Consider the following 23,565-nt stretch of genomic DNA (forward strand, 5'->3'; position numbering starts at 1 on the left):
CGCCCGGCCGTGCGGCGATGATACTGCCGCAGTTGCCAGGCAGAAGTCTCCTGTCGCATCGCATGAGCCGGGAGCTTTGGGTTTGTAGCTTGCATGTGCGTTCGTACGGCGGGACCGTCGGCGGCGTACCCGGTCAGGCGCGGTCGATATGGACGTTCGTGGACTTCACGCGCGCGGTGGCCTCCATGCCGACCTCCAGGCCCAGTTCCTCCACGGCCTCCCGGGTCAGCAGCGAGACGAGCCGGTGCGGGCCCGCCTGGATCTCCACCTGGGCGGCGACATCGCCGAGCTTGATCGCGGTGACGATGCCGGGGAAGGCGTTGCGGACGGAGGTGCGGGAGGTCTCTTCCTCGCCGCCGTCGCCCTTGGCGAGTTCGACGGAGAAGGCGGCGAGGTCCCTGCCGTCGACGAGCCGCCGTCCGGACTCGTCGCGGTGGGTGGCCACGCGGCCGGCGTCGGCCCAGCGGCGGGCGGTATCGGGGCTGACGCCGAGCAGCCGCGCGGCCTGGCCGATCGTGTAGGACTGCATGCCGGTCACGATAGGGCCATCCGCCGGCGGTCAGGGATGTGGGGCTGGCGTGGCGCCGTGGGCTCGCACCCCGGTGAACTGGACGAACGTGGGGCGGCGGCGCCGGTCCGCGCCCGTGCGGGAACCGGCGGCGCCGCCGGCCGACCTGCCCGGGGAGACCGGCCCGGCACCGGCCGAGGAGACCGTCCGGATCGAGCGGCAGCGCGCGGCGGCCACCGGGAGCGGCGCCCGGCCCGTGCCGCGCCGGACAAAGATCGCGGACCCGCCGGCCGGCATGCTGCGGCTGATCACCCGGCCCGGCGTGGTCGCGACCGGACGGCGCGGGCCGGGCCGAGGGCGGAGCCGCGCGGCCGGCTCGGCGCCGCGGGTGACGCCACCGCGCGGCGGAGTGCCGGACACGGATGCCTCCTCGGCCGTGACCCCGGGTCCGGCTCAGCCGGTGTGCACCCGGGGCCGGCGTTCCCGGTCCGGTTCCGCCTCGCGCAGCACCTCCCGGGTGACCGGGGCGACCTCGCCCTGGCCGAAGAGGAAGAAGCGGAGGAAGTTGGCGAACGGATTGCCCTCGGTCCACTCGAAGTAGATGTGCGGGGTGCGGCCCGTGAGGTCCCGGACGTGCAGCAGCAGCGCGGCGAGGGCGTTCGGGATGGAGGCGGACTCCAGCGTCAGCACCCGGTAGCGGCCGTGCAGCACCTCGCCGCGTACGGTCAGCCCCGCCTCGAACTCGGACGGGTCGGTGACCGTGACCTCGACGAAGACGAAGTCCTCCTGCTCCGGCAGATCGTTGTCGGCCTTGGTCTGCTCGGCCTTGTCGCGGTACTCGGCCTTGTCCCGCCGGCCCGGCTCGTTGGCGATGAAACGGATGCGCCGGTGGGCCATGTCCCGGACGAATCGTTCCGCCAGCGGATCCAGCGTCACCCTCGTCACCCGCAGCTCGAAGGCGCGGGCCAGCCGGGACAGCAGCGAGATCAGCATGATCCCGACGATGAAGCAGGCACCGATCTTCACACCGTCCGGACGCTCGATGACGTTCACCACGGTCGTGTAGAGGAACACCGCCGCGATCGCCCCGAACCCGAGCGTCCAGCCGCGTTGGCCCGCCTTGCGCGCGGCGATGGTCACCGCGATCGCCGCCGAGCTGATCAGCACCAGCACACCGGTGGCGTAGGCGCCGCCCTGCTTGTCGACGTCGGCGTCGAAGATCCAGGTCACCAGGAAGGCGACCAGGATGAAGACGATGACCATCGGGCGCACCGCCCGCGCCCAGTGCGGGGCCATGCCGTAGCGGGGCAGATAACGCGGCATCAGGTTGAGCAGGCCGGCCATGGCGGAAGCGCCCGCGAACCACAGGATGGCGATGGTCGAGGCGTCGTACACCGTGCCGAAGACGCTGCCGAGGTACTCGTGCGCGAGGTAGGCGAGCGCGCGGCCGTTCGCCCCGCCGCCCGGCTCGAACTCCCGCTCGGGGATGAGCAGTGTCGTGATGAAGCTGGTGGCGATCAGGAAGCAGCTCATCACCAGCGCGGCGGTGGTCAGCAGCTTCTTGGTGTCCCGGATCCGGCCGGCCGGCCGCTCGTCGGTGTCGCCCGGGTCGCCCTGGACGTGCGGCATGACGGCGACGCCGGTCTCGAAGCCGGACAGGCCGAGGGCGAGTTTCGGGAAGACGATCAGGGCGACGCCGATCATCGCGAAGACGTTGCCGTGCTCCGTGGTCAGGGCGCCGCTCCAGTCGGTGATCACATGCCCGGCGGTGACGACGTGCCACAGGCCGGTGATCACGACGACGAGGTTGAGCGCGAGATAGATGCCGACCAGGGCGACCGCGACGCCGATCGCCTCCAGGAAGCCCTTGAGGAACACCGCGCCGAGCAGGGCCACCAGGAGCAGCGTGATGACCATCTGGTGGCCGTGCAGCGCGCCGGTGAGGTGCGGGTTCTCCACCAGGTGGGTGGAGGCGTCGGCCGCCGAGAGCGTGATGGTGATCAGGAAGTCGGTCGCCGCGAAGCCCAGCAGGGTGAGGACGAAGAGCTTGCCCTGCCAGAAGGAGAGCAGCCGCTCCAGCATCGCGATGGAGCCCTCGCCGCGCGGGCTCTCCTCGGCCACGCGGCGGTAGACCGGCAGGGCGCCGGCCAGGGTGACGACGACGAGCACGATGGTCGCCACCGGTGACAGCAGGCCGGCCGCCAGGGCCGCGATGCCGGGCTGGTAGCCGAGGGTGGAGAAGTAGTCGACGCCGGTCAGGCACATCACCCGCCACCAGCGCTGGCCCTGGTGCGCGGGCTCCGGCTCGGCGTGCGGTCCCGGATGCTGCTTGGCCAGGTCGGACAGGCCCTCCAGCAGCCAGGCGCGCAGGCGGCCGGTACTGGGAGGGTGTTCGGTCGTGGCCATCGGTGTGCTCCTGACATGCGGCGGCTCTTTCCGGCCATCACCCGGACGGCGGCACCAGCGTAAGCAGAGAGTGATGCTCAGGCCCGTGGGTCGGCGGCCCGACGGCGTCAAGCTTGCGTTAAGAATGGCCCGGGAGCGCGAGGGCCGCATGAAGAAGGGGAGGCCGGGAGCGGTGTACCGGCTCGGCGCCGCACGGGTGGGCCGCCGGTGGAGGGACCGGGCATCGACGAGGTGACGGCCACCGAGTGTCATGACGTGGCACCGTCTTAGCGTCCCGGTGAGCGGTCCGAGGTGTCGGGCGGCAGGGCGTGAGTGGCCTGGACCGTCGCCGGCCGGACGTGCGCGCCGGGCGCCGCGGAGAGGAGGCTCGGGCTCTTGCCGGCCGTGGGGGAGCGGCGGTGTGTCGCGGCGTACGGCGCGGATGGGTCCCTGGTGGTCGGGGCGTGCCGTCGCGGAGTGCGGTGGGTGGACATCCGCCGGTCGCCGGGGTGCCGTCGGGCGTGCGCGGCGGGCGGTTTCGCCGGTCGTCGTTCCGGGACCCGCTACTCCAGGCCCGATACCCGGAACACACCTCGGGCCGTATCGCGGTCCACGCGGCGGGCGAGGACGTGCAGGGCGGTCGTACCGGTCAGCAGGAGGCCCGCCGCCTCGGCGCGGCGGGCGCCCTCGTCGAGCCGGTACCACAGGTCCGGGTTGCGGATCAGCACCTCGGGGTCGATCTCGACCCGGCCGCCCCGGATGTCGCGCAGCACCAGCCGCGGGCCGACGCCGTCCACCGGGCGCACCGCGGTCAGCAGGTCGGTACGGACCCGGCGGGTGCGTCCGAGACGGCGGGTGGCCAGCCAGCCCGGGCCCGCCGATACGCGCGCCGGGCACAGGACGAGGAACAGCAGCAGGGCCGTCAGCGGCCACAGCACCGCGCGCCACCAGGTCAGCGAGCCGGCCGCCGTGTCCAGGCACAGCAGCAGCGCGAGCAGCGCGCCGGCGTAGCGGACCGCGCCGCGTACCTCCCCGGCCCACTCCCGGTCGTACGCCACGACCGCGGTGCCGGTCGGGGACGAGCCGGTCACCTGGGGGCGGGTGTCGTCGCGGTGCTCCATGAGGAAGACGGTAGACCCGCCGGCCGCGCGGAGCGCTCCGCGTTGACGGCGTCCTGACGGCCCGGAGGCCGTTCTTGACGCGACCGTATCGCCCACGGCCCGTATCCGCGCACGAGGCCGGCCGGCCAGGGCCGGTGCCGACGCGCAGGTGGCCGCGCGGTGCCACGGCCCGGTGCCCGGCCGGCGGGCCGCCGCGGACATGCGTCGGGGCCGGTGCGCACCGGTGGGTGCGGCCGGCCCCTGGGATTGCTGTGCCGTGCTCAGGCGGCGGTCATCACCTGATCCGCACCCAGCGGGCGGTGCGGGTCGATGATGCTGCCGTCGGGCAGCAGCTCACCGGTGTCCTCGAAGAGCAGGACGCCGTTGCACAGCAGGCTCCACCCCTGCTCCGGGTGGTGCGCCACCAGGCGGGCGGACTCCCGGTCGGCGGATTCGGCTGGCGGGCACGGTGGCTGGTGCTGGCACATGGGCGGGATCTCTCGGTCTGTCGTGATCATGTCCGTCCCCCGTGATGAAAGAGTCGGTCTGCGTCCAGTGTTCTCTCCCGCGCGTCATTCCGCAGGCTTTTCCCACCACCGCTTCTCACAGGTTCATGACGCGTCACCCGCACGGGCGGTTCAGCCCAACCCCGCGGTCCCTTCGGATGGTTCGCACTGGCCGGATGGGACTAGTCCGGCCGGCGTAGGGCCCCGGGAGCCGCCGCGCCCCGGGCCCAGGGGCCCGGAAAACAGTCGTACCCCGCTTCCCGGGCGGGAAGCGGGGTACGCGGGTGTCTGGTCAGGCGGCGGGCGAGCCGAGCGCCGTCGGGCCGAGCAGCGGGAGAGGAGTCGCCCGATGGGTCAGCACCGGAAGCAATTCGGCGACGCGGAAGGGACGGTGCGCCGGAATGCCCGGCGGGGCCGGCGCCAGCGGGACGAGGAGATCGGTGGCGGCCGGATGGCCCTCGGTGCCGTCGCCCGAGCGGTCGCCGTGCAGCCACAGGGTGAGCATGTACAGGCCGGGGACGGACAACAGCCTTGCCTGGTACGGATGTTGGAGGGCCTCGGCCTGCTCCAGGGCGCGCTCGGTGGAGGTGACGTACGGGCCCTCGAAGAAGTGCGAGAAGGTCCAGCCGTCGGGGGTGAGCATGGTGTCGGCCGCGGCCACCGCACGGCCGCCGCACCGGATCAGGAACCGCCAGCCGGCCAGCCGGGTGGCGGACAGGCCTTGCGCGGAGATGCGGTCCCAGACGTGGACCGGCAGCGGGAGTTCGGGTGTCGTGGGCCCCTGCGCGGCGCGCAGGGAAGGAGTGCGCGCCTCGCGGACCGCGGTGGGGGAACCGAGGGCGGCGAGGACGGAGCGCAGGGCGGGCGCGGGGGCAGGAGGAACGTGCAGCGGCATGTGGGTCGCCTCTCATTCGACAGGCGCGGCGGCGCGAGGAGGTGGTGGGGCGGACGGCGCTGTCTGCTCACGGAAGGCCGGAGAGGTGGGGCCCGGGTCGGGTGTGAACGAGGGTGCGGCTCGGCCTGCCGCCCGGCAACCGGGACGGCAGGAACGCCTCGGAAACCAGGTCCGAGGGTGCCACCTCTGCCTTGCGCCGCAGTTTATACGACGTTTGTTCGGCCGACGTTTCGGCTATCCGCTTCCGGTTCCCGGGACAAGGCCGAATTAGGCCGTCGATTTGCCGAACTCATCCCGATTCCCGGTCCGGACCGCCGCCGCTGACCTCGCATTACGCGCCGGTAGCGGTCGGCCGAATGTCGTCGGCGTTTTTCACGAGGTGTTCGGGGCACCCGAGGGAGCAACCTGCGGCATGCCTCGTGAATGTGCCGCCGGGAACATTCCGACAGAGTAACGGGCGGCGGGCCGGTGCGTAACGTTATCGATCGCTTCGGCTGGGCATCATCCCACCTGACCCGGGAGCCCAGCGGCCGGAGCGCCGGCCCGCCCATCCGAGGAGGGACACTTCGATGGGGGAGAAGGTCGTGGCGGGGCAGTTCGACCTGTCCGATCGCCAGCGCTACCGCGAAAAGCTCCAGAAGTGTCTGACGGGGCTGGAGCGGTTGTTGCGGGAGAAGCGATTCGACCGCCCGAAGAATCTCATGGGAGTCGAGATCGAGTTGAATCTCGCCGGCAACGACGGCATGCCGAAAATGTTGAACGGGCAGGTGCTGGAACGTATCGCCAGCCGTGATTTCCAAACAGAACTCGCCATGTTCAACCTGGAAGTGAACATAGCGCCCCACCGGCTGGGCGGCCGGGTATTCGACCGGCTCGCCGAGGAGCTGCGCACCTCGCTCGCCTACGCCGACCGCAAGGCCGGCGAGGTGGACGCGGGCATCGTGATGATCGGCATCCTGCCCACCCTCGGCCGGGACGACCTGGTCTCCTCGAACCTTTCCGAGGTCGACCGCTACACCCTTCTCAACGACCAGATCGTCGCCGCGCGCGGCGAGGACTTCCGGCTCGACATCGACGGCGTGGAGCACCTCGTCTGCACGTCCAAGTCGATCGTGCCGGAGGCCGCGTGCACCTCGGTGCAACTGCACCTCCAGGTCACCCCGGACCGGTTCGCGGACGTGTGGAACGCGGCCCAGGTGACCAGCGCGGCGCAGATCGCCGTGGGCGCCAACTCGCCGTTCCTCTTCGGGCACGAGCTGTGGCGCGAGTCCCGGCCCCCGCTGTTCCTGCAGTCCACCGACACCCGGCCGCCCGAGCTCCAGGCACAGGGCGTACGGCCGCGCACCTGGTTCGGCGAGCGGTGGATCTCCTCCGCCCACGACCTGTTCGAGGAGAACCTGCGCTACTTCCCGGCGCTGCTGCCGATCTGCGACGACGAGGAACCGCTCGAGGTCATCGAGGCCGGCGGAGTGCCCCGGCTCGGCGAACTCGCGCTGCACAACGGCACGGTCTACCGCTGGAACCGACCGGTGTACGGCATATCGGACGGCCTTCCGCACCTGCGCGTGGAGAACCGCGTGCTGCCCGCCGGGCCGACCATCACCGACGTCATCGCCAACGCGGCCTTCTACTACGGCCTCGTCCGCGCGCTCGCCGAGGAGCCCCGGCCGGTGTGGACACGGCTGCCGTTCGCCGCGGCCGAGGCCAACTTCGACGCGGCGTGCCGGTACGGCATCGACGCGCGCTTCGTCTGGCCCCGGCGGGGACGCTACGGCGGCACGGGCGAGGTCGACGCGGTCACGCTGATCCGCGACGAACTGCTGCCGCTGGCCGCGGCCGGGCTGGACGCGTGGGGCGTGGAGGCCGCCGACCGGGACCTCTACCTGGGCGTGATCGAGGAACGCTGCCGGCGCCGGGTCAACGGGGCGTCCTGGCAGGCGGCCACCTTCCACCGGGCCCTGGAACGGGGCCTGTCCCGGGAGGCGGCCCTGGCGGCGACGACGCGCCGGTACGCCGATCTGATGCACGGGGGAGAGCCGGTGCACACCTGGCCGGTGGGCCTGCCGGAGCCGGTACCGCTGGGCTGAGGTCCGGGCACGGCGTGGGGCGGGGTGCGGGCTTCGCGCGTGCTTCTGCGATCCTTGCCAGGCGAGGGCGGCCCACGGGCCCATGAGCCGGCTGGAGGCGGGAGTGCGGGTGGAGGCTGACGCGGTGGCCGGTTCGCCGGCGGAGGCGCGCGTCCCGCGGCGGACGCTGCGGGACGAGACGCTGCTCGTGCTGGCGCTCTCCCTCGGGGCGAGCGGAGTGTCCGCGCTGATCAGTTTCATCGGCTCGGTCACCAAGCCCGGCGGCCTCAAGGACCAGGCGGCCACCCTCAACGCCTCCGCCGCCCCGGGCCGCCCCTGGCTGGACCTGGCCTGGCAGCTCTTCGGCATCGCCAGCGCGCTGGTGCCCGTGGCCCTCGTCGCCCACCTGCTGCTGCGCGAGGGCACGAGCCTGCGCGTCCTCGGCTTCGACCGCACCCGTCCCTGGCCCGACCTGGCCCGCGGCGCCGGGGTCGCGGCCGTGATCGGCAGCACCGGCATCGCCTTCTACCTGGCCGCCCGCGGCCTCGGCTTCAACCTCACCGTCGTCCCCGAGGCCCTGCCGGACGTGTGGTGGAAGTACCCGGTGCTGATCCTGTCGGCGGTGCAGAACGCGGTCCTCGAAGAGGTCGTCGTCGTCGGTTATCTGCTGCGCAGGCTGGGTCAGCTGGGCTGGTCCCCGGCCGCCGCCCTGCTGGCCGGGGCGGTGCTGCGCGGCTCGTACCACCTCTACCAGGGCATCGGCGGCTTCCTCGGCAACATGGTCATGGGCGTGGTGTTCGTCTGGCTGTACCGCCGCTGGGGACGGGTCGGCCCGCTGGTCGTCGCGCACTCCCTGCTCGACATCGGGGCGTTCGTCGGCTACGCCCTCCTCGCGGGCAAGGTGGGCTGGCTGCCGACGGCCTGACCGGGCGGGCCGCCGCCGACCGCTCAGGCGTGCAGTTCGCCTTCGATGACCGTCACCGCGCGGCCGGTGAGCAGCGTGCGCGCGCCGCGCAGGCCGGTACGGACCAGGCCCGTGCGGCGGGAGGCCTGGAGCCCGGTGAGGTCGTCGCGGCCCAGCCGGGGGGACCAGTACGGGGCGAGCGCGGTGTGGGCGCTGCCGGTCACCGGGTCCTCGTCGATGCCGACGTTCGGGAAGAAGCCGCGGGAGACGTAGTCGTAGCCGCGGGCGGGGTCCTCGGCGCGGGCCGTGGCGATTATGCCGCGCGAGGAGTAGGCACCGAGCGCCTTGTGGTCCGGTGACAGCCCGAGGACGGTCTTCTCGTCGGCCAGCTCCACCAGCAGGTCGCCGGTGTTCGGGCCGGTGTCGAAGGCGGCGAGCGGCTGCGCGCCGAGCGCCTCGGCGACCCCGGCCGGCAGCTCGGCCGGGGTGAGCGGTGCGGTCGGGAAGTCGAGGGTGATCGAGCCGTCCGCGGCGGGCGTGCCGATCAGCACGCCGCTGCGGGTCGCGAACCGCACCGGTCCCTCGTGGGCGCCGGTGGTGTGCAGGACGTGGGCCGTGGCGAGGGTGGCGTGGCCGCACATGTTGACCTCGGTGACGGGCGTGAACCAGCGCAGCGCCCAGTCCGCCTCACCGCCCTCGGGCAGCGGGTGCGCGAACGCCGTCTCCGCGTGGTTCACCTCCATGGCGACGTTCTGGAGCCAGTCGTCGTCCGGGAAGACGTCGTCCAGGAGCAGGACTCCGGCCGGGTTGCCGGTGAACGGACGGTCGGTGAAGGCGTCCACGATTCGAATACGCATGGCGCCGACGCTAGCGGCCTCACGGCCCGCCGGACCAAGGCCAATTCGCGAGCGCCGGACTGATTTCCCGTACGGCACCCGCGGCCGTCCGCGCCGGTCCGGCGGCAGGAGAGCCGCACGCGTCGGAGAACCGGCCCGGCCCCTGCGGCGGCGTGACCCCGCCGGAGGAACCGGGGCCGGGACGTCGAGGAGACGGCACCGGCGTCGAGGTGGTGGGCGGTCGTCCGGAGGACGCGTTGCAGCCGTCTGTCCCTGTCCCTGTCCCTGTCCCTGTCCCTGTCCCTGTCCGTGGCCCGGGTCCGTACCGCCGCCTGCCGCCGGGTCCTGTCCGACTCCCGGGCGAGCGCGCGCGTCCACAGGGGGCTCGCCGCCGCCACCCGCCTGTTCATCCGGTTCATTTGGTGATTCTCGCCGGTGCCGATGACCGGTCACGGCCGCTCGTGCCCCTGCGCGGTGGCCGCTCCAGGCCACCGGGCGCCTCGGAGGTCTCGCGTCACCAGGCCGTCCGGTGCGCGCGGAGAGCCGTTCAGGGCGGCCGTCGCCGAGTCCCTGATGAACCGTCAGGTCATGCGACAGAGGCGGTGCGTCTACGGCAAGGCGGCGCGCGTGCTTTTGCGTCACCTCGGCCGAAATCTCCTCCGCAAGGATGAGATCCGGGCCGGCGATGTCCACTCCGCGCGGGACGCCAAAATGGTTCCCCTCGGGGATGTCCCGTCCCCTTGCGGCTGATGAGGTAGGGGATGTGCAACCCCGTACAGCCCACCGGACCGACGCCGGCCCGGCGGCCCGGCACCAGGACGGCGCTGCCGGGCTCGGTGCCGAGCTGGCAGCGGTGGTCGCCGGTGCCCGCCGCAGGGCCGTCCGGGACCGGGACCGGCACACCGACACCGCCCATCTGCTCCACGCCCTGCTGGAACACGACCCCGAGGCCCGCGCCGCCGTGGGCGAACCGCGGCGCCTGGCCCGGCTCCTCGGCTACCTCGTGCAGCGCAGCATCGGCTACGGCCTGCGCTGGCAGGCCGGCGTGGAGGACTCCGGCGCGATCCCCCTCGCCACCGCCCCGGCCGACCGTCCCGGACGGCCGGCCGCAGGCGCCGGGGGCAGGGACGCCGACCGCTGGTCGCCCGCCGCTGCCGCCGCGCTCGCCGAGGCCCGTGCCCGCGCCCGGCGCCGGGGCGCGCCCCGCGTCGCCGGCACCGACCTGCTCGCCGCGCTCGCCGCCGACCCCCGCTCCCGGGCCGTGGAGGTCCTCGAACGCGCCGGCATCGCGGCCTCCGAACTCGTCGCGCGGATCGAGTCCGCCGCACAGGCATGCGCCGACGACGACCGGCAGGAGTGCCTGCGCTCCGCACCGTCCACCAGCTGAGACAGGTGTCAACAGGGGTGACGCTCCTGTCGGCTCCTGTCATCATGTGCCGGTGCATACGTCTGTGACCAGTCAGGACAGTCCCGGCAAGGGAGCCGGGCTCGGCCTCGCACTCGCCTCCGCGCTGGCCTTCGGCGGGTCCGGCGTGGCCGCCAAGCCGCTGATCGAGGCGGGTCTCGACCCGCTGCACGTGGTGTGGCTGCGGGTGGCGGGCGCCGCCGTGGTGATGCTGCCGCTCGCCGTGCGGCACCGCGCCCTGCCGCGCCGCCGGCCCGCGCTGCTCGCCGGGTTCGGCCTGCTCGCCGTGGCCGGGGTCCAGGCCTGCTATTTCGCCGCGCTCTCCCGGATCCCGGTCGGCGTCGCCCTGCTCATCGAGTACCTGGCGCCCGCACTGGTGCTGGGCTGGGTGCGGTTCGTGCAGCGGCGGCCCGTCACCCGTGCCGCCGCGCTCGGCGTGGTCCTCGCGGCCGGCGGCCTCGCCTGCGTGGTGGAGGTGTGGTCCGGGCTGGGCTTCGACGCGCTGGGCCTGCTGCTCGCCCTCGGCGCCGCGTGCTGCCAGGTCGGCTACTTCGTCCTCGCCGACCAGGGCGGCGACGCCGGACAGGCGGCGCCCGATCCGCTCGGCGTCATCGCCTACGGCCTGCTCGTCGGCGCCGCCGTACTGACCGTGGTGGCCCGCCCCTGGCACCTGGACTGGTCGGTGCTGGCCGGCTCCGCCGACCTGAACGGCACCGCCGTACCGGCCGTCGCCCTGCTCGCCTGGATCGTGCTCGTCGCCACGGTGATCGCCTACGTCACCGGAGTGCTGTCGGTGCGCCGGCTGTCGCCGCAGGTCGCCGGGGTCGTCGCCTGCCTGGAGGCGGTCATCGCGACCGTACTGGCCTGGGTGCTGCTCGGCGAGCACCTCTCCGCGCCGCAGGTCGCGGGCGGCGCGATCGTCCTGGCCGGCGCCTTCATCGCCCAGTCCGCCACCCCCGGCGAGGACACCGCGCGGCCGGCCGCCGCCGACAGCGCGGAAAGGGAGTTGTCCGCCCGGGGCACCGCCGCCTAGAGTCCGGACCATGCCGCAGAACGCACTCGTCCTTCCGCCCCCGGCCGCCTGAGGCGGGCCTCCGGGACACTCGCCCGGCGCATCCGCGCCGGGCTGGACGGTGCTGCCCGCAGATGAAGTCAGCGCGTCCCGCCGAGACGGGACGCCTTCGGCCTTCCGCGCTTCCACGCGCGTTTCTGCGGAGAGATCCTGTTGTCGAACAATTCCTCCGGCCTGCCCGTCGGGCGTGGCCTGCTCTATCTGGTCATCACCGGTGCCGCCTGGGGCACCGCGGGTGCCGCCGGCTCGCTGGTCTACCGGACCAGCGACCTGGGCGCCTTCGCCCTCTCCTTCTGGCGCTGCGCGCTCGGACTCGCCTTCCTGCTGGCCGGCCGCCCGCTGCGCCCGCGCGCCCGCCGCACGGCCCCGGCCGCGCCGCCGCGCGGCCGGGCGGTGACGGTGCTCGCCACGGGACTCGGTCTCGCCGTGTTCCAGACCGCCTATTTCGCGGCGGTGGCGTCGACCGGGCTGGCCGTCGCCACTGTCGTGACCCTCGGCGCGGGCCCCGTGCTGATAGCGCTCGGCGCCCGGCTCCTGCTCGGCGAGCGACTCGGTACGGGCGGCGCCGTGGCCGTCGCGGGTGCGCTCGCCGGGCTGGCCGTGCTCACCTTCGGCGGCTCTGCCGCGACCGTCCGTCCGGCCGGTGTGCTGCTGGCCGTGATCTCGGCGGCGGGCTACGGCGCCATGACCCTGCTCACCCGGTGGCGCGGGCGGGACGGCGGCGCCGGCACCGCCGGTACGACGGCGGGCGCCTTCGCCGTGACCAGCCTGTGCCTGCTGCCGTTCGCCGCCCACGAGGGGCTGCTCCCGCACACCGCCCATCCGGCCCGGCTGCTGTGCCTGCTGCTCTACATCGCCGCCGTGCCCACGGCCCTGGCGTACGCGTTCTACTTCGCGGGCGCCGCGGTCGTCCGGTCCGCCACCGTCTCCGTGATCATGCTGCTGGAGCCGGTGACCGCGGCCGTGCTCGCCGTCCTGCTGCTCGGCGAGCGGCTCACGGCGGCCACGGCGGCCGGCACCCTGCTGATGCTCGGCGCCGTCACGGGCCTGGCCGTGAGCGAGGCCCGTGCCTCCGGCCGCACGGAGCCGGCGTCGGCGTGACGGGCCGCCGGCGCGGCCGGGCCGGGTACGGCGGGGCCGGCCGCCGGTGCGGTGACGCCGGTACGACGTGACGGGGCGCGCCGGGCCGTCGGGCCCGGCGCGCCCCGCCGCCGGCTCCGTGCCTCCGCTACCGCGCCGTCAGATAGTCCGGAAGGCCGATGCCGGGGGCCAGGTCGCCGTTGGGGACGGGGGTCTCGTAGCCCTTGCGGAGCGGGACGACGCCGGCCCAGTGCGGCAGCGAGAGGTCCTCGGGCTCGTCGTTGGCGTCGCCGGTGCGGACCTTGGCCGAGACCTCCTGAAGGTCCAGGCGGATCACGGCGGTGGCGGCCAGCTCCTTCTTGTTCGCGGGCCGGGAGTCGGCGGACCGGCCCGGTACGACGTGGTCGACCAGCGCGTCCAGGGCCAGCCGCCGCTCCTCCGGGTCGGTGACCTCGTGCGCGATGCCGTGCACCACGACCGAGCGGTAGTTGACGGAGTGGTGGAAGGCGGAGCGGGCCAGCACCAGGCCGTCGACGTGGGTGACCGTCAGGCACACCGGCAGGCCCGGGTCGGCCTGGCCGGTCATCCGCAGCGGCCGGGAGCCGGTCGAGCCGTGGACGTAGAGCCGCTCGCCGACCCGGCCGTACAGCGTCGGCAGCACCACCGGGGCGCCGTCCCGGACGAAGCCGAGGTGGCACACGTACCCCTCGTCCAGGATCGCGTGCACCAGCTCCTTGTCGTACGACGCACGCTCCGCGGAGCGCGTCGGCACGGTCCGGCCGGTCGGCGAGTAGGCGGCGGGCCGTGTTTCCCCGGTGGTGCCCTGCATGGTCCCCTCCATGGCGATCTCTATTGCACTAGTGCATAATGAGCTTTGTGCTAGGAGAGTATCGGATCGAAGGACGTGGCGCAGCCGAGATCGCGGCCAGCGTCGAACAGGCGGTCGGGTCGGGCGGGCTTCGGCCGGGACAACTCCTGCCGCCCATGCGGGAGTTGGCGGCCCGCCTGGGCGTGAACGCCAACACGGTCGCCGCCGCGTACCGCATCCTGCGCGAACGGGGGGTGATCGAGACGGCCGGCCGCCGCGGCAGCCGCGTCCGTCCCAAGCCGGCCACCACCGGCCGCGAGGAACTGCGCGTCGAGGTGCCCCCCGGCGGCCGCGACCTGTCCACGGGCAACCCCGACCCGGCCCTGCTGCCCCGCCTGGCGCCGGCCCTCGCCGCGGCGGCCGAGCAGGGCGACCGGCGGCCCGTCCGTTACGGCGACGACCCCGTGGACCCGGACCTCGCCCGCCTCGCCCGGGCCGAACTCGACGCCGACGGCGTCCCCGCGGGCCCGCTCACCGTGACCTCCGGCTCCCTCGACGCCGTCGAACGCGTCCTCACCGCGCACCTCAGACCCGGCGACACCGTCGCCGTCGAGGACCCCGGCTGGGGCGGCCTCCTCGACCTCGTCCCCGCGCTCGGCCTGCACACGGCCCCGGTCGGTGTGGACGACGACGGCCCGCGCCCGCAGGACCTGCGCCGCGCCCTGGAGTCCGGAGCCCGCGCGCTGATCGTCACCGACCGGGCGCAGAACCCGACCGGCGCCTCGGTGACCGCCACGCGCGCGCGGGCCCTGCGCGCGGTGCTGCGCGAGCATCCGGGCACCCTGCTCATCGAGGACGACCACGGCCACGGCATCGTCGACCTGCCGCTGCGCCCTCTGGCGGGCGTCACCCGGCACTGGGCCTTCGTCCGCTCCGCCGCCAAGGCCTACGGCCCCGACCTGCGCCTCGCCGTCCTCGCCGGCGACCCCGTCACCGTCGACCGGCTCCGCGGCCGCCAGCGCCTGGGCCCCGGCTGGGTGAGCCTGCTGCTGCAACGGGCCGTGGCCCATCTGTGGGCGCACGGCGCGATCGACCGGGCGGCGGTGGCCCGGTCCTACGGCGCCCGGCGGGACGCCCTGGTCGGCGCGCTGGCGGACCGCGGCGTCACCGCCCACGGCCGCAGCGGCATGAACGTCTGGGTGCCGGTCCCCGACGAGACGGGTGCCATCGCCCGCCTGCTCCAGAGCGGCTGGGCCGTGGCCCCGGGCGCCCGCTTCCGCCTGGCCTCCCCGCAGGCCGTGCGCATCACGGTCTCACCGCTCGCCGAGCAGGACATCGGCGCGCTGGCCGACGCGGTGGCGGCGGCCGTACGCCCCTCTCCGGCCCGCGTCTACGGCTGAGGCGACCCGGCACAGGGCGCGATGGTCCGCGTGTCCACGGCCGTCACGGGCGACGGCGACCGGGAAAAGAGGCGCGCCGGGCCGCGGCGGACCCGCGCCCGCGTGCGCCCCGCTCCCATCACCCGCTCTTCCCCCGCACCTGGGTCAGTGCCGCGCCCGCCAGGACGATCACCGCGCCCACCGGTGTCGTCCACCGCAGCGACTCCCCGAGGATCGCGACCCCCGCGGCCGTGGCGATGACGGGGATGAAGTACGTGACCATCTGGGCGGTGGTGGGCCCGACCTCGGCGACCAGGCCGTACTGGATCAGCACCGCCAGCCCCGTGCCCAGCGCCCCCAGCGCCGCGACGGCCAGCAGCGGGACCGGCGCGAAGTGCTCGGGCACGCCGGTGAACAGGGGCGTCACCACCGCCAGCTGGACCGTGGCCAGCAGCAGCTGCCCGCCGGTCATGGACAGATGGGAGTTGCCCGTGCCGGCCAGCGTCCGCCGGACGTAGATCCACCCCACCGGATAGCTCAGCGACGCCAGCAGCGCCAGCGCCGTGCCCCGGCCGTCCAGCCCGTGGAAGCCCTGCCAGGCGCCGAGCACGGTCAGCACGCCCAGGAACCCCAGCCCCAGCCCGGCCACCCGCACCCGGGACGGCCGGTCCTCGGACAGCGCGACCAGGGACAGGGCCATGCCCCACAGAGGGGAGGTGGCGTTGCAGATGCCGGCCAGGGTGGAGGGGATGGTCAGCTCGGAGTAGGCGAAGAGGGAGAACGGCAGCGCGTTCAGCAGGAACGCGGCGACCGCCATGTGTCCCCACAGCCGGGCCCCGCGCGGAAGCCGCTCCCGCTTCACGGCCATCGTCGCCACCAGCACCGCCGTGCCGAACACCAGCCGGCCCAGCGTGACCTGGAACGGCGCGTACCCGTCGGTCCCCACCTTGATCAGCAGGAAGCTGAAGCCCCAGATCAGGGACAGCAGGCCGAAGCGCAGCCGCCAGTCCAGGCGGGCGCGGGCGCCGCCGGGCGCGGGGGACTCGGGCCGGGTTCGGGATCGGGTGCGGGAGGACGCGCTGATCGTGCTCATGACCTCAACGATGCGGGAGGCAACCTCGTAGCACAATCGAGATTTCCCACCTGGTACCTCTTAGAATCACTTATATGTTGAACCTTGAGCGCCTGCGTACCCTGGACGCGCTGGCCCGCCACGGCTCGGTCAGCGCCGCCGCGGACGCCCTGCATGTCACCACGTCCGCGGTCTCCCAGCAGCTGGGCAAGCTGGAGCGGGAGATCGGCCAGCGGCTGCTCGCCAGGAACGGCCGGGGCGTGCGGCTCACGGACGCCGGCCGGCTGCTGTCGGAGCACGCGGCGCGCATCCTGTCCCAGGTCGAGCTGGCCGAGTCCGACCTGGAGGCGCACCGGGGCCAGGTCGTCGGCGAACTCAGGCTGTCCGCGTTCCCGACCGCCGCCCGCGGACTGTTCCCCGCCGCGCTGGGCGCGCTGCGCACCGAGCACCCGGGGCTGCGGGTGCGCTCCAGCGAGCTGGAACCGGAGCAGGGCATCGCCGGGGTCGTCCGCGGCGATCTCGACCTCGCGGTGGTCCTGGACTGGTACAACAAGCCGATGCCCGTCCCCGACGGCCTGGTCAAGGCGCCCCTGCTGGACGACCCCGCCGACGTCGCCATGCCCGTCGGGCACCGGCTCGCGGACCGGGACGAGGTGGACCTGACCGAGTTCGCCGAGGACGAGTGGATCACCTGGGGCGAGGGCGAGTTCTGCCACGAGTGGCTGATGTTCACCCTGCGCTCCAAGGGCGTCGAGCCGATCGTCGGCCACCGCGCCGGTGAGACCCACACCCAGCTCGGGCTGGTGGCGGCCGGGCTGGGCGTGTGCATAGCGCCGCTGCTGGGCCGGCACCCGGTGCCCGAGGGCGTGGTCCTGGTGCCGCTCCGGCAGCGCGTGCGCCGCCATGTGTACGTGATCTGGCGGGCGGACGCCGACCGACGGCCCTCGATCCGCGCCGCGGTGGAGGCCCTGCGGACGGCCGCGCGGCGGCTCGGTTGAGCCCTACGCCCCGCCCAGCTTCCGGAAGTCCCAGGACACGATCTTCTCCGGGGTCAGCCGGGCCCACGCGTGGCGGCCGTCGTGGGGCATCTCGTCCAGGCCGAGGTTCTTGCGCGCGAACAGCGTCTCGGCCGTGTCCAGTTCGGCGCACAGCTCACCCCGGCGCGGCACCTCGCCCACGAACTCCACCCGGCCGGACAGCTCCGCCCCCCGCAGCTCGTCGTACTCCTCCCCGGAGTCCACCACGACGGCCACCCGGGGATCGCGGCGCAGCTGTGCCCAGCGCCGGCTGCGCACCACGGAGTACAGCCACAGCGACGTGCCGTCCCAGGCGAACCACAGCGCGCTGACATGCGGCATACCGTCGGCCGAGACGGTCGCGACCCGGCAGGTGCGCTGGGTCCCGAGGAACTCGTCCAGTTCGGCCGGCGTCATCATGATCCTCCGGCCCCGGCGCTGCTCGGTGACGGACATGCGGTCCCCTCTTCTCCCACGTCGTGTCAGAGAACTGTCGTGCGGCACCGATCCTCTGGCATCGCGTCAGGAAAGGAAACCGGTCGTCTCCAAGGGGACGTGCCGTGCCGTCGCACGAGCAGCTCGGCGAACTCCTCGATCCCGCCGGTTCGGTCCTGCTCACCGTGGGGCGCCGGCAAGGGGCCGCCGGCCCGGACGGTGCCCTGCCCGACCCGGCCCGCGCGGCACGCGCCTGCGGCACGCCGACGGCGCGGCACCGGCCGCGACGCCCGGCTGTTCCGGGCCGCAGAACGGCTTTCCGTGCGGCAGCGGCCGGCCGGCCGGCAGCACGGCGGTCCGGGCCGCGCCGCCGGTCGAGGTCGCCGAGGAGGACATCGCCGTACGGCCGCCGCACCGGCCGTCCCCGCCGCACGGCACCGATGCCGACGCCCCGCCGCGCCACCTCGGCTGCCGGACGCCGATCGTCACCGGTGTGCAGGCCAACGTCGCCACGCGGTGTTCGACGCCGTCGGCCTCGGCTGCGCCGCCGTGATCCGGCCGACGCCCTCGCGGACGTGTCCGCCGACCGCACCGCCGCGACGCTCCGCCACACCCTGGCGCCGCTCGCCACGCTCACGACGGCCGACGAGACACCCGGCCGCCTCGCCCGGACGCGGTGGCAAGGCGGCCATGGAGGACGGTGACCGGGCTCAGGCCAGCGTGATCTCGTCGCCGGCGACGGTGATCCGCGCGGCGGGCAGCCCCCGTGTCGCGGGTCCCTTCCGCACGCTGCCGTCCGCCACGGAGAACTCGCTGCCGTGGCACGGGCAGACGATCATGCCGTCTGCCACGCTGCTTACCGCGCAGCCCTGGTGGGGGCACTTCACGGAGAACGCCTTGTAGGTGCCCGCCGCCGGCTGGGTGACCACGACACCCTGGTCCTCGAAGATCTTCCCGCCGCCCTCGGGGATGTCGGCGGTCCTGGCGAGCGCGGTGCCACCGCCGGCCGGCGCGGCCCCGGCGGCGGACCCGGCGTCGGACGAGCCGTCGTCCGAACCGCAGGCGGTCAGCGCGGCGGCGAGCCCCGCCGCTCCGGCCGCCGCCATGACGGCACGACGGCCCGGACCGGCGGTGGGGTGGAGCGAGGCGCTGGACATAGGGCGTATCCCTTCGACGGAGCGTTGCGTGGTCCGCCCCGGGGTACGGCCGTACGACCGCGCCCGTTCAATCCGCAGCCGCAGCCGCAGCCGCAGCCGCAGCCGCAGCCGCAGCCGCAGCCGCAGCCGCAGCCGCAGCCGCGCGCCTGCCCGGCGCCGGCCGTCGAAGCCGAGGTCAACCGCTCGGATAGCCTGGCGAAATGCTGCGAACTGTCACCGCGACCCGCTACATCACGCCGCTGCGTGAGGGCGGGTCGCTGCCGGGGCTGGTGGAGGCCGACGACCTCCACGCCTATGTCATGAAGTTCACCGGGGCGGGACAGGGGCGCAAGACCCTGGTCGCCGAGGTGGTGTGCGGGGAACTCGCCCGGCGGCTCGGGTTCCGCATGCCCCGGCTCGTCGCCCTCGAACTGGACCCGGTCCTCGGGCTCGGCGAGCCCGAGCAGCAGGTGCAGGACCTGCTGCGGGGCAGCGGCGGCACCAACCTCGGCATGGACTTCCTCTCCGGCGCCCTCGGCTACGACCCGCTCGCCTTCCCCGTCAGCCCCGAGGAGGCCGGCCGGATCGTCTGGTTCGACGCGCTGATCAACAACGTCGACCGCTCCTGGCGCAACCCCAACCTCCTGGTGCACCGGGGCGAACTGTGGCTCATCGACCACGGCGCGACCATGATCTGGCACCACAACTGGCCCGGCGCCCAGGCCTCGGCGGCCCGCCCCTACGACGCCTCGGACCACGCCCTCGCCCGCTTCGCCCCGGACGTGCGCGCCGCCGCGGCCGACCTCGCCCCCCAGGTCACCGAGGACCTGCTCGCCGAGGTCACCGCCGAGATCCCGGACGTCTGGCTCGACGGCGAGCCGGGCTTCGACAGCCCGGACGACCTGCGCCGGGCCTACACGCGGCCGCTGCTCGCGCGCGCGGCCGTCATCGCCGAGCGGATCACCGGCCTCGGCACCGGAGCGGAGGAGGGCAAGTGAGCGAGCGTCACATCCACATGGCCGGCCATGTCACCGAACGGCACATCACCCGTGCGGGGCAGGGCGGCGACCGGGACGTGTTCGAGTACGCGCTGCTGCGTGTCGTGCCCCGGCTGGAGCGCGGGGAGTGCGTCAACGCGGGCGTGGTCGTCTACTGCCGCGCCCAGGGCTACCTCGGTGCCCGCACCCACCTGGACGAGGCCCGGCTGCGCGCGCTGGACCCGGCCGCCGACGTGGCCGGAGTGCGCGCCGCGCTCGCCGCGGTCGAGCGGATCTGCGAAGGCGGCGAACAGGCCGGACAGGCGGCCGGCGACGACGCGGGCCGGCGCTACCGCTGGCTGGTCGCGCCCCGCTCCACCATCGTGCAGCCCGGTCCCGTGCACACCGGGCTGACCGCCGATCCGGCCGCCGAGACGGAGCGCCTGCTCAACCTCCTGGTGAGGTAATGGATCACACCGGCCGGAGTTGCCGTTGACACCGGGTGCCAGGGCTTCTAGCGTCACGGGTGGAGAAGGTACTAAGCGGTCGCTCACCGCACGAGCGGACCCTCTCCGAGGGTCCGGTAGGTTCTCTCAAGGGCGAGGAGAAACAGCATGTCCACCAACGAACAGCGGGTCGCGGTAGTCACCGGCGCGGCGCGCGGCATCGGTGCCGCCACCGCCGTACGGCTGGCCGCGGAGGGCCGCGCGGTCGCCGTGATCGACCTCGACGAGGCCGCCTGCAAGGACACCGTCGAAAAGATCACCGCCGCCGGCGGCAAGGCCGTCGCGGTCGGCGCGGACGTCTCCGACGAGGCGCAGGTCACGGCAGCCGTCGCCCGCGTCGCAGACGAGCTGGGCGCGCCGACGATCCTCGTCAACAACGCGGGCGTGCTGCGCGACAACCTGCTGTTCAAGATGAGCGTGTCCGACTGGGACACGGTCATGAACGTGCACCTGCGCGGCTCGTTCCTGATGACCAAGGCCGTGCAGCAGCACATGGTCGAGGCCGGCTGGGGCCGGATCGTCAACCTCTCCTCCTCCTCGGCGCTCGGCAACCGCGGCCAGGTCAACTACTCGGCCGCCAAGGCCGGTCTCCAGGGCTTCACCAAGACCCTCGCCATCGAGCTGGGCAAGTTCGGCATCACCGCCAACGCCGTCGCCCCGGGCTTCATCGCCACCGAGATGACCAAGGCCACCGCCGACCGCGTCAAGATGGACTTCGAGGACTTCAAGAAGGCCGCCGCCACCCAGATCCCGGTGCAGCGCGTGGGCGAGCCCGAGGACATCGCCAACGCCATCGCCTTCTTCACCGGCGAGGCGGCCGGCTTCGTCTCCGGCCAGGTGCTGTACGTCGCCGGCGGACCGCTCAACTAAGGGATGCAGAGGTAGCACGGACATGACTGAACTCCCGGAGCTCTCCGGCAGGGTCGCGATCGTCACCGGCGCCAGCCGCGGCATCGGCTACGGCGTCGCCGAGGCGCTGATCGCCCGCGGTGACCGCGTCTGCGTCACCGGCCGCGGCGAGGAGGCCCTGAAGGAGGCCGTCGAGCGGCTCGGCGCCGAACGGGCCATCGGCGTCGCCGGCAAGGCGCACGACCTCGGCCACCAGAGCGAGGTCGTCGAGCGCACCATGGAGGCCTTCGGCCGGGTCGACTTCCTCGTCAACAACGCGGGCACCAACCCCGTGTTCGGCCCGATCGCGGACCTCGACCTCGACGTCGCCCGCAAGGTCTTCGAGACCAACGTGATCTCCGCCCTCGGCTTCGCCCAGAAGACCTGGCACGCCTGGCAGAAGGACAACGGCGGCGCGATCGTCAACATCGCCTCGGTCGCCGGCCTGGCGGCCTCGCCGTTCATCGGCGCGTACGGCGTGAGCAAGGCCGCGATGATCAACCTGACCCAGCAGCTCGCGCACGAGTTCGCGCCGCGGGTACGGGTCAACGCGATCGCCCCGGCCGTGGTCAAGACCAAGTTCGCCCAGGCCCTGTACGAGGGCCGCGAGGAGGAGGCCGCGGCCGCCTACCCGCTGGGCCGGCTCGGGGTGCCCTCCGACATCGGCGGCGCCGCCGCGTTCCTCACCTCCGAGCAGTCCGACTGGATCACCGGTCAGACGCTCGTCGTGGACGGCGGGATCTTCCTCAACGCCGGCGTCGGCTGACCGACTCTTCCGGGCGCCCGGTTTCCGGACGGATCGGCGCCCGGAAGACCGCCTGGCATCCGCCCAGCGGACGGACCGCGCCGTCACCGCCGAGTCGATCAAGTGCCCCTGCTCCAGGGGAGGTTCAGGGGCCCGGGCGCTGCGGTATGGTCTGCCGACCCTTGGTACGGCGGATCGAGGAGCGTGCGCGTGTTCAACCGGAACCGATGCCTGCGCAAGGTCGCGGCGATCGTGTCCCTGTCGCTGGTCGCCGGCTGCGGCCTGCTGTCCGACGACGACCCCGGCGAGCAGGGTCCGATCGTCGTGGGCACCACCAGCGCCCCGAGCACGCTGGACCCCGCCGGAGCCTGGGACGGCTCCTGGGAGCTGTACCGCAACATCTTCCAGACCCTCCTCGCCTACCCGAACGGCGCCACCACCCCTCAGCCCGACGCCGCCCGGGCCTGCGCCTTCACCGACTCCACCAGCCGCACCTACCACTGCGAGCTGCGCGCCGGCCTGAAGTTCGCCGACGGCGACCCGCTGACCGCCGAGGCCGTCCGGCACTCCATCGACCGCATCCGCACCATCGCCGCCCCCGGCGGCCCCGCCGGGCTGCTCGGCAGCCTTGACCGGGTGGAGACCTCCGGCGACCGGGACATCGTCTTCCACCTCGACAAGCCCGACGCCACCTTCCCCTTCGTGCTGGCCACCCCGGCCATGTCCATCGTCGACCCGGACGACTATCCGGCCCACTCCCTGCGCGAGGGCACCGACGTGCACGGCTCCGGGCCGTACCGGCTCCGGTCCTACGAGGAGGGCAAGCAGGCCGTCCTGGTCCGCAACGACCACTACCAGGGCTTCGCCAAGCGGCAGAACGACGCGGTGACCATCCGCTACTTCAAGGACTCCGCCGGCATGGTCGAGGCGCTGCGCGACAAGCGCATCGACGTCACCTACCGCGGCCTCGCCGCCGACGACATCGTCGCCCTCCAGGAGCGCGACGACGAGCACCTGCAACTCGTCGACGGCGCCGGCACCGACATCAGCTACCTGGTGTTCAACCCCGAGGACCCCTGGGCCGGACGGACCGCCGTCCGCAAGGCCGTGGCCCAGCTCGTGGACCGGGGCGCGATCGCGCACAAGGTGTACAAGGACACCGTCGACCCGCTGTACTCGATGGTCCCCAAGGGCCTGACCGGCCACGCCACCGGTTTCTTCGACGACTTCGGCGACCCCAGCGTGCCCAAGGCCCGCAGAATCCTCTCCGACGCCGGCATCACCCGGCGCGTCCCGCTCACCCTCTGGTACACCACCGACCGCTACGGCTCCGAGACGGCCCGCATGTTCCGGGAGCTGAAGCGGCAGCTGGACGGCTCCGGCCTGTTCGCCGTCACCCTCAGAAGCCGCCCCTGGAACACCTATGTGACCGGCTTCCAGAACCAGGAGTACCCGGTGTTCGGGCGCGGCTGGTTCCCGGACTTCCCCGACGCGGACAACTTCATCGCCCCGTTCGTCGGCGAGCACAACGCGCTCGGCACGCCCTATCCGGCCAAGGAGATCACCGGCCGGCTGCTGCCCCACGCGCGCGCGGAGAGCGACCGCGCCGAGACCGTCAAGGACATGGAGGCCGCGCAGCAGATCATGGTGGACGACGCCCGGCTGCTCCCGCTGTGGCAGGGACGGCAGTTCGTGGCGGCCAGCGTCGACATCTCCGGCGGCGAGCAGGCCCTGGACCCGTCGACGATCATGACGATGTGGGTGCTGCACCGCAAGACCAGCTGGTGAGACCCCTCGCGGCGCCGGTTGTCAGTGGTCGCCTGTAGGTTCGGCATCCTGGAAGTGA

The 23,565-nt window shown here is 73.5% G+C and carries 22 protein-coding genes and 1 pseudogene; 13 read left to right on the forward strand and 10 right to left on the reverse strand.

Annotated features, from left to right (window positions below; genetic code table 11):
• Positions 1-133 precede the first annotated feature (133 nt).
• The 5 genes from SCK26_RS31110 to SCK26_RS31130 all read right to left on the reverse strand — a co-directional run bounded on the left by SCK26_RS31110 (position 134) and on the right by SCK26_RS31130 (position 5,394).
• Positions 134-529 carry a TOBE domain-containing protein gene (locus SCK26_RS31110; RefSeq protein WP_318204655.1) on the reverse strand — a complete coding sequence of 132 codons (396 nt, stop codon included), beginning with the start codon at positions 527-529 and terminating at the stop codon, positions 134-136.
• A 432-nt stretch (positions 530-961) separates the two neighbouring features.
• Positions 962-2,914, reverse strand: coding sequence for an amino acid transporter (locus tag SCK26_RS31115; protein WP_318204656.1), 1,953 nt, complete (start codon positions 2,912-2,914; stop codon positions 962-964).
• Between the two features lie 542 nt (positions 2,915-3,456).
• Positions 3,457-4,014 carry a hypothetical protein gene (locus SCK26_RS31120; protein ID WP_318204657.1) on the reverse strand — a complete coding sequence of 186 codons (558 nt, stop codon included), beginning with the start codon at positions 4,012-4,014 and terminating at the stop codon, positions 3,457-3,459.
• A 260-nt stretch (positions 4,015-4,274) separates the two neighbouring features.
• Positions 4,275-4,481 (reverse strand): DUF5999 family protein, encoded by a 207-nt coding sequence (locus tag SCK26_RS31125; RefSeq protein ID WP_318206133.1) that lies wholly within the window; start codon positions 4,479-4,481, stop codon positions 4,275-4,277.
• A gap of 310 nt (positions 4,482-4,791) precedes the next feature.
• The gene (locus SCK26_RS31130) at positions 4,792-5,394 is read right to left on the reverse strand and encodes a hypothetical protein (protein WP_318204658.1); all 603 of its coding nucleotides are present in this window, start codon (positions 5,392-5,394) and stop codon (positions 4,792-4,794) included.
• 569 nt (positions 5,395-5,963) lie between these two features.
• Between SCK26_RS31130 and SCK26_RS31135 the strand changes: the two genes are divergently transcribed.
• Both SCK26_RS31135 and SCK26_RS31140 read left to right on the forward strand, forming a co-directional pair.
• The gene (locus tag SCK26_RS31135; protein ID WP_318204659.1) at positions 5,964-7,481 is read left to right on the forward strand and encodes a glutamate--cysteine ligase; all 1,518 of its coding nucleotides are present in this window, start codon (positions 5,964-5,966) and stop codon (positions 7,479-7,481) included.
• An 82-nt stretch (positions 7,482-7,563) separates the two neighbouring features.
• Complete coding sequence (locus SCK26_RS31140) at positions 7,564-8,385, forward strand: CPBP family intramembrane glutamic endopeptidase (RefSeq protein WP_412080799.1); 822 nt, start codon at positions 7,564-7,566, stop codon at positions 8,383-8,385.
• A gap of 23 nt (positions 8,386-8,408) precedes the next feature.
• Here SCK26_RS31140 and SCK26_RS31145 read toward each other — a convergent pair whose 3' ends face one another.
• On the reverse strand, positions 8,409-9,221 hold the full coding sequence (locus tag SCK26_RS31145; protein ID WP_318204660.1) for a PhzF family phenazine biosynthesis protein: 813 nt from the start codon (positions 9,219-9,221) through the stop codon (positions 8,409-8,411).
• A 742-nt stretch (positions 9,222-9,963) separates the two neighbouring features.
• Here SCK26_RS31145 and SCK26_RS31150 point away from each other — a divergent pair.
• From SCK26_RS31150 to SCK26_RS31160, 3 genes are all read left to right on the forward strand, one after another.
• Complete coding sequence (locus SCK26_RS31150; protein ID WP_318204661.1) at positions 9,964-10,587, forward strand: Clp protease N-terminal domain-containing protein; 624 nt, start codon at positions 9,964-9,966, stop codon at positions 10,585-10,587.
• 46 nt (positions 10,588-10,633) lie between these two features.
• Positions 10,634-11,638: an EamA family transporter gene (locus SCK26_RS31155; protein WP_318204662.1), complete on the forward strand. Its 1,005-nt coding sequence runs from the start codon at positions 10,634-10,636 to the stop codon at positions 11,636-11,638.
• Positions 11,639-11,830: 192 nt separating this feature from the next.
• Complete coding sequence (locus tag SCK26_RS31160) at positions 11,831-12,778, forward strand: DMT family transporter (RefSeq protein WP_318204663.1); 948 nt, start codon at positions 11,831-11,833, stop codon at positions 12,776-12,778.
• 127 nt (positions 12,779-12,905) lie between these two features.
• Here the strand turns inward: SCK26_RS31160 and SCK26_RS31165 are convergent, their stop codons facing one another.
• Complete coding sequence (locus SCK26_RS31165) at positions 12,906-13,586, reverse strand: pyridoxamine 5'-phosphate oxidase family protein (protein ID WP_318204664.1); 681 nt, start codon at positions 13,584-13,586, stop codon at positions 12,906-12,908.
• A 47-nt stretch (positions 13,587-13,633) separates the two neighbouring features.
• Here SCK26_RS31165 and SCK26_RS31170 point away from each other — a divergent pair, with 47 nt between their 5' ends.
• Entirely contained in the window at positions 13,634-14,965 is a 1,332-nt protein-coding gene (locus SCK26_RS31170) for an aminotransferase class I/II-fold pyridoxal phosphate-dependent enzyme (protein ID WP_318204665.1), read from the forward strand.
• Between the two features lie 118 nt (positions 14,966-15,083).
• Here the strand turns inward: SCK26_RS31170 and SCK26_RS31175 are convergent, their stop codons facing one another.
• The gene (locus SCK26_RS31175; RefSeq protein WP_412080800.1) at positions 15,084-16,037 is read right to left on the reverse strand and encodes a DMT family transporter; all 954 of its coding nucleotides are present in this window, start codon (positions 16,035-16,037) and stop codon (positions 15,084-15,086) included.
• Positions 16,038-16,111: 74 nt separating this feature from the next.
• Between SCK26_RS31175 and SCK26_RS31180 the strand changes: the two genes are divergently transcribed.
• Positions 16,112-17,014 (forward strand): LysR family transcriptional regulator, encoded by a 903-nt coding sequence (locus tag SCK26_RS31180; protein ID WP_318204667.1) that lies wholly within the window; start codon positions 16,112-16,114, stop codon positions 17,012-17,014.
• 3 nt (positions 17,015-17,017) lie between these two features.
• Here the strand turns inward: SCK26_RS31180 and SCK26_RS31185 are convergent, their stop codons facing one another.
• On the reverse strand, positions 17,018-17,488 hold the full coding sequence (locus SCK26_RS31185) for a pyridoxamine 5'-phosphate oxidase family protein (RefSeq protein ID WP_318204668.1): 471 nt from the start codon (positions 17,486-17,488) through the stop codon (positions 17,018-17,020).
• 104 nt (positions 17,489-17,592) lie between these two features.
• Between SCK26_RS31185 and SCK26_RS31190 the strand changes: the two are divergent.
• Positions 17,593-18,171: pseudogene (locus tag SCK26_RS31190) on the forward strand (cysteine hydrolase).
• A 6-nt stretch (positions 18,172-18,177) separates the two neighbouring features.
• Here SCK26_RS31190 and SCK26_RS31195 read toward each other — a convergent pair.
• On the reverse strand, positions 18,178-18,624 hold the full coding sequence (locus tag SCK26_RS31195; protein ID WP_318204669.1) for a Rieske (2Fe-2S) protein: 447 nt from the start codon (positions 18,622-18,624) through the stop codon (positions 18,178-18,180).
• Between the two features lie 200 nt (positions 18,625-18,824).
• Between SCK26_RS31195 and SCK26_RS31200 the strand changes: the two genes are divergently transcribed.
• The 5 genes from SCK26_RS31200 (at position 18,825) to SCK26_RS31220 (ending at position 23,507) form a co-directional block, all read left to right on the forward strand.
• Positions 18,825-19,601, forward strand: coding sequence for a HipA family kinase (locus SCK26_RS31200; RefSeq protein ID WP_318204670.1), 777 nt, complete (start codon positions 18,825-18,827; stop codon positions 19,599-19,601).
• Positions 19,598-20,047: a DUF3037 domain-containing protein gene (locus tag SCK26_RS31205; RefSeq protein WP_318204671.1), complete on the forward strand. Its 450-nt coding sequence runs from the start codon at positions 19,598-19,600 to the stop codon at positions 20,045-20,047. Before SCK26_RS31200 ends, SCK26_RS31205 begins: the two co-directional genes overlap by 4 nt.
• A 147-nt stretch (positions 20,048-20,194) precedes the next feature.
• On the forward strand, positions 20,195-20,956 hold the full coding sequence (gene fabG, locus SCK26_RS31210) for a 3-oxoacyl-ACP reductase FabG (protein ID WP_318204672.1): 762 nt from the start codon (positions 20,195-20,197) through the stop codon (positions 20,954-20,956).
• Positions 20,957-20,978: 22 nt separating this feature from the next.
• On the forward strand, positions 20,979-21,740 hold the full coding sequence (locus SCK26_RS31215) for an SDR family oxidoreductase (protein WP_318204673.1): 762 nt from the start codon (positions 20,979-20,981) through the stop codon (positions 21,738-21,740).
• A gap of 189 nt (positions 21,741-21,929) precedes the next feature.
• The gene (locus SCK26_RS31220; protein WP_318204674.1) at positions 21,930-23,507 is read left to right on the forward strand and encodes an ABC transporter substrate-binding protein; all 1,578 of its coding nucleotides are present in this window, start codon (positions 21,930-21,932) and stop codon (positions 23,505-23,507) included.
• Positions 23,508-23,565 lie beyond the last annotated feature (58 nt).

The sequence above is a fragment of the Streptomyces sp. SCL15-4 genome, from assembly GCF_033366695.1.
GTDB lineage: Bacteria > Actinomycetota > Actinomycetes > Streptomycetales > Streptomycetaceae > Streptomyces.

Bases quoted from the DNA above. Each gene is read 5' to 3' on its own strand.
- SCK26_RS31175 (WP_412080800.1), bottom strand. From the start codon at position 16,037: ATGAGCACGATCAGCGCGTCCTCCCGCACCCGATCCCGAACCCGGCCC.
- SCK26_RS31135 (WP_318204659.1), top strand. From the start codon at position 5,964: ATGGGGGAGAAGGTCGTGGCGGGGCAGTTCGACCTGTCCGATCGCCAG.
- SCK26_RS31185 (WP_318204668.1), bottom strand. From the start codon at position 17,488: ATGTCCGTCACCGAGCAGCGCCGGGGCCGGAGGATCATGATGACGCCG.
- SCK26_RS31140 (WP_412080799.1), top strand. From the start codon at position 7,564: ATGAGCCGGCTGGAGGCGGGAGTGCGGGTGGAGGCTGACGCGGTGGCC.
- SCK26_RS31145 (WP_318204660.1), bottom strand. From the start codon at position 9,221: ATGCGTATTCGAATCGTGGACGCCTTCACCGACCGTCCGTTCACCGGC.
- SCK26_RS31180 (WP_318204667.1), top strand. From the start codon at position 16,112: ATGTTGAACCTTGAGCGCCTGCGTACCCTGGACGCGCTGGCCCGCCAC.
- SCK26_RS31125 (WP_318206133.1), bottom strand. From the start codon at position 4,481: ATGTGCCAGCACCAGCCACCGTGCCCGCCAGCCGAATCCGCCGACCGG.
- fabG (WP_318204672.1), top strand. From the start codon at position 20,195: ATGTCCACCAACGAACAGCGGGTCGCGGTAGTCACCGGCGCGGCGCGC.
- SCK26_RS31110 (WP_318204655.1), bottom strand. From the start codon at position 529: ATGCAGTCCTACACGATCGGCCAGGCCGCGCGGCTGCTCGGCGTCAGC.
- SCK26_RS31195 (WP_318204669.1), bottom strand. From the start codon at position 18,624: ATGTCCAGCGCCTCGCTCCACCCCACCGCCGGTCCGGGCCGTCGTGCC.
- SCK26_RS31120 (WP_318204657.1), bottom strand. From the start codon at position 4,014: ATGGAGCACCGCGACGACACCCGCCCCCAGGTGACCGGCTCGTCCCCG.
- SCK26_RS31115 (WP_318204656.1), bottom strand. From the start codon at position 2,914: ATGGCCACGACCGAACACCCTCCCAGTACCGGCCGCCTGCGCGCCTGG.
- SCK26_RS31165 (WP_318204664.1), bottom strand. From the start codon at position 13,586: ATGCAGGGCACCACCGGGGAAACACGGCCCGCCGCCTACTCGCCGACC.
- SCK26_RS31215 (WP_318204673.1), top strand. From the start codon at position 20,979: ATGACTGAACTCCCGGAGCTCTCCGGCAGGGTCGCGATCGTCACCGGC.
- SCK26_RS31130 (WP_318204658.1), bottom strand. From the start codon at position 5,394: ATGCCGCTGCACGTTCCTCCTGCCCCCGCGCCCGCCCTGCGCTCCGTC.
- SCK26_RS31200 (WP_318204670.1), top strand. From the start codon at position 18,825: ATGCTGCGAACTGTCACCGCGACCCGCTACATCACGCCGCTGCGTGAG.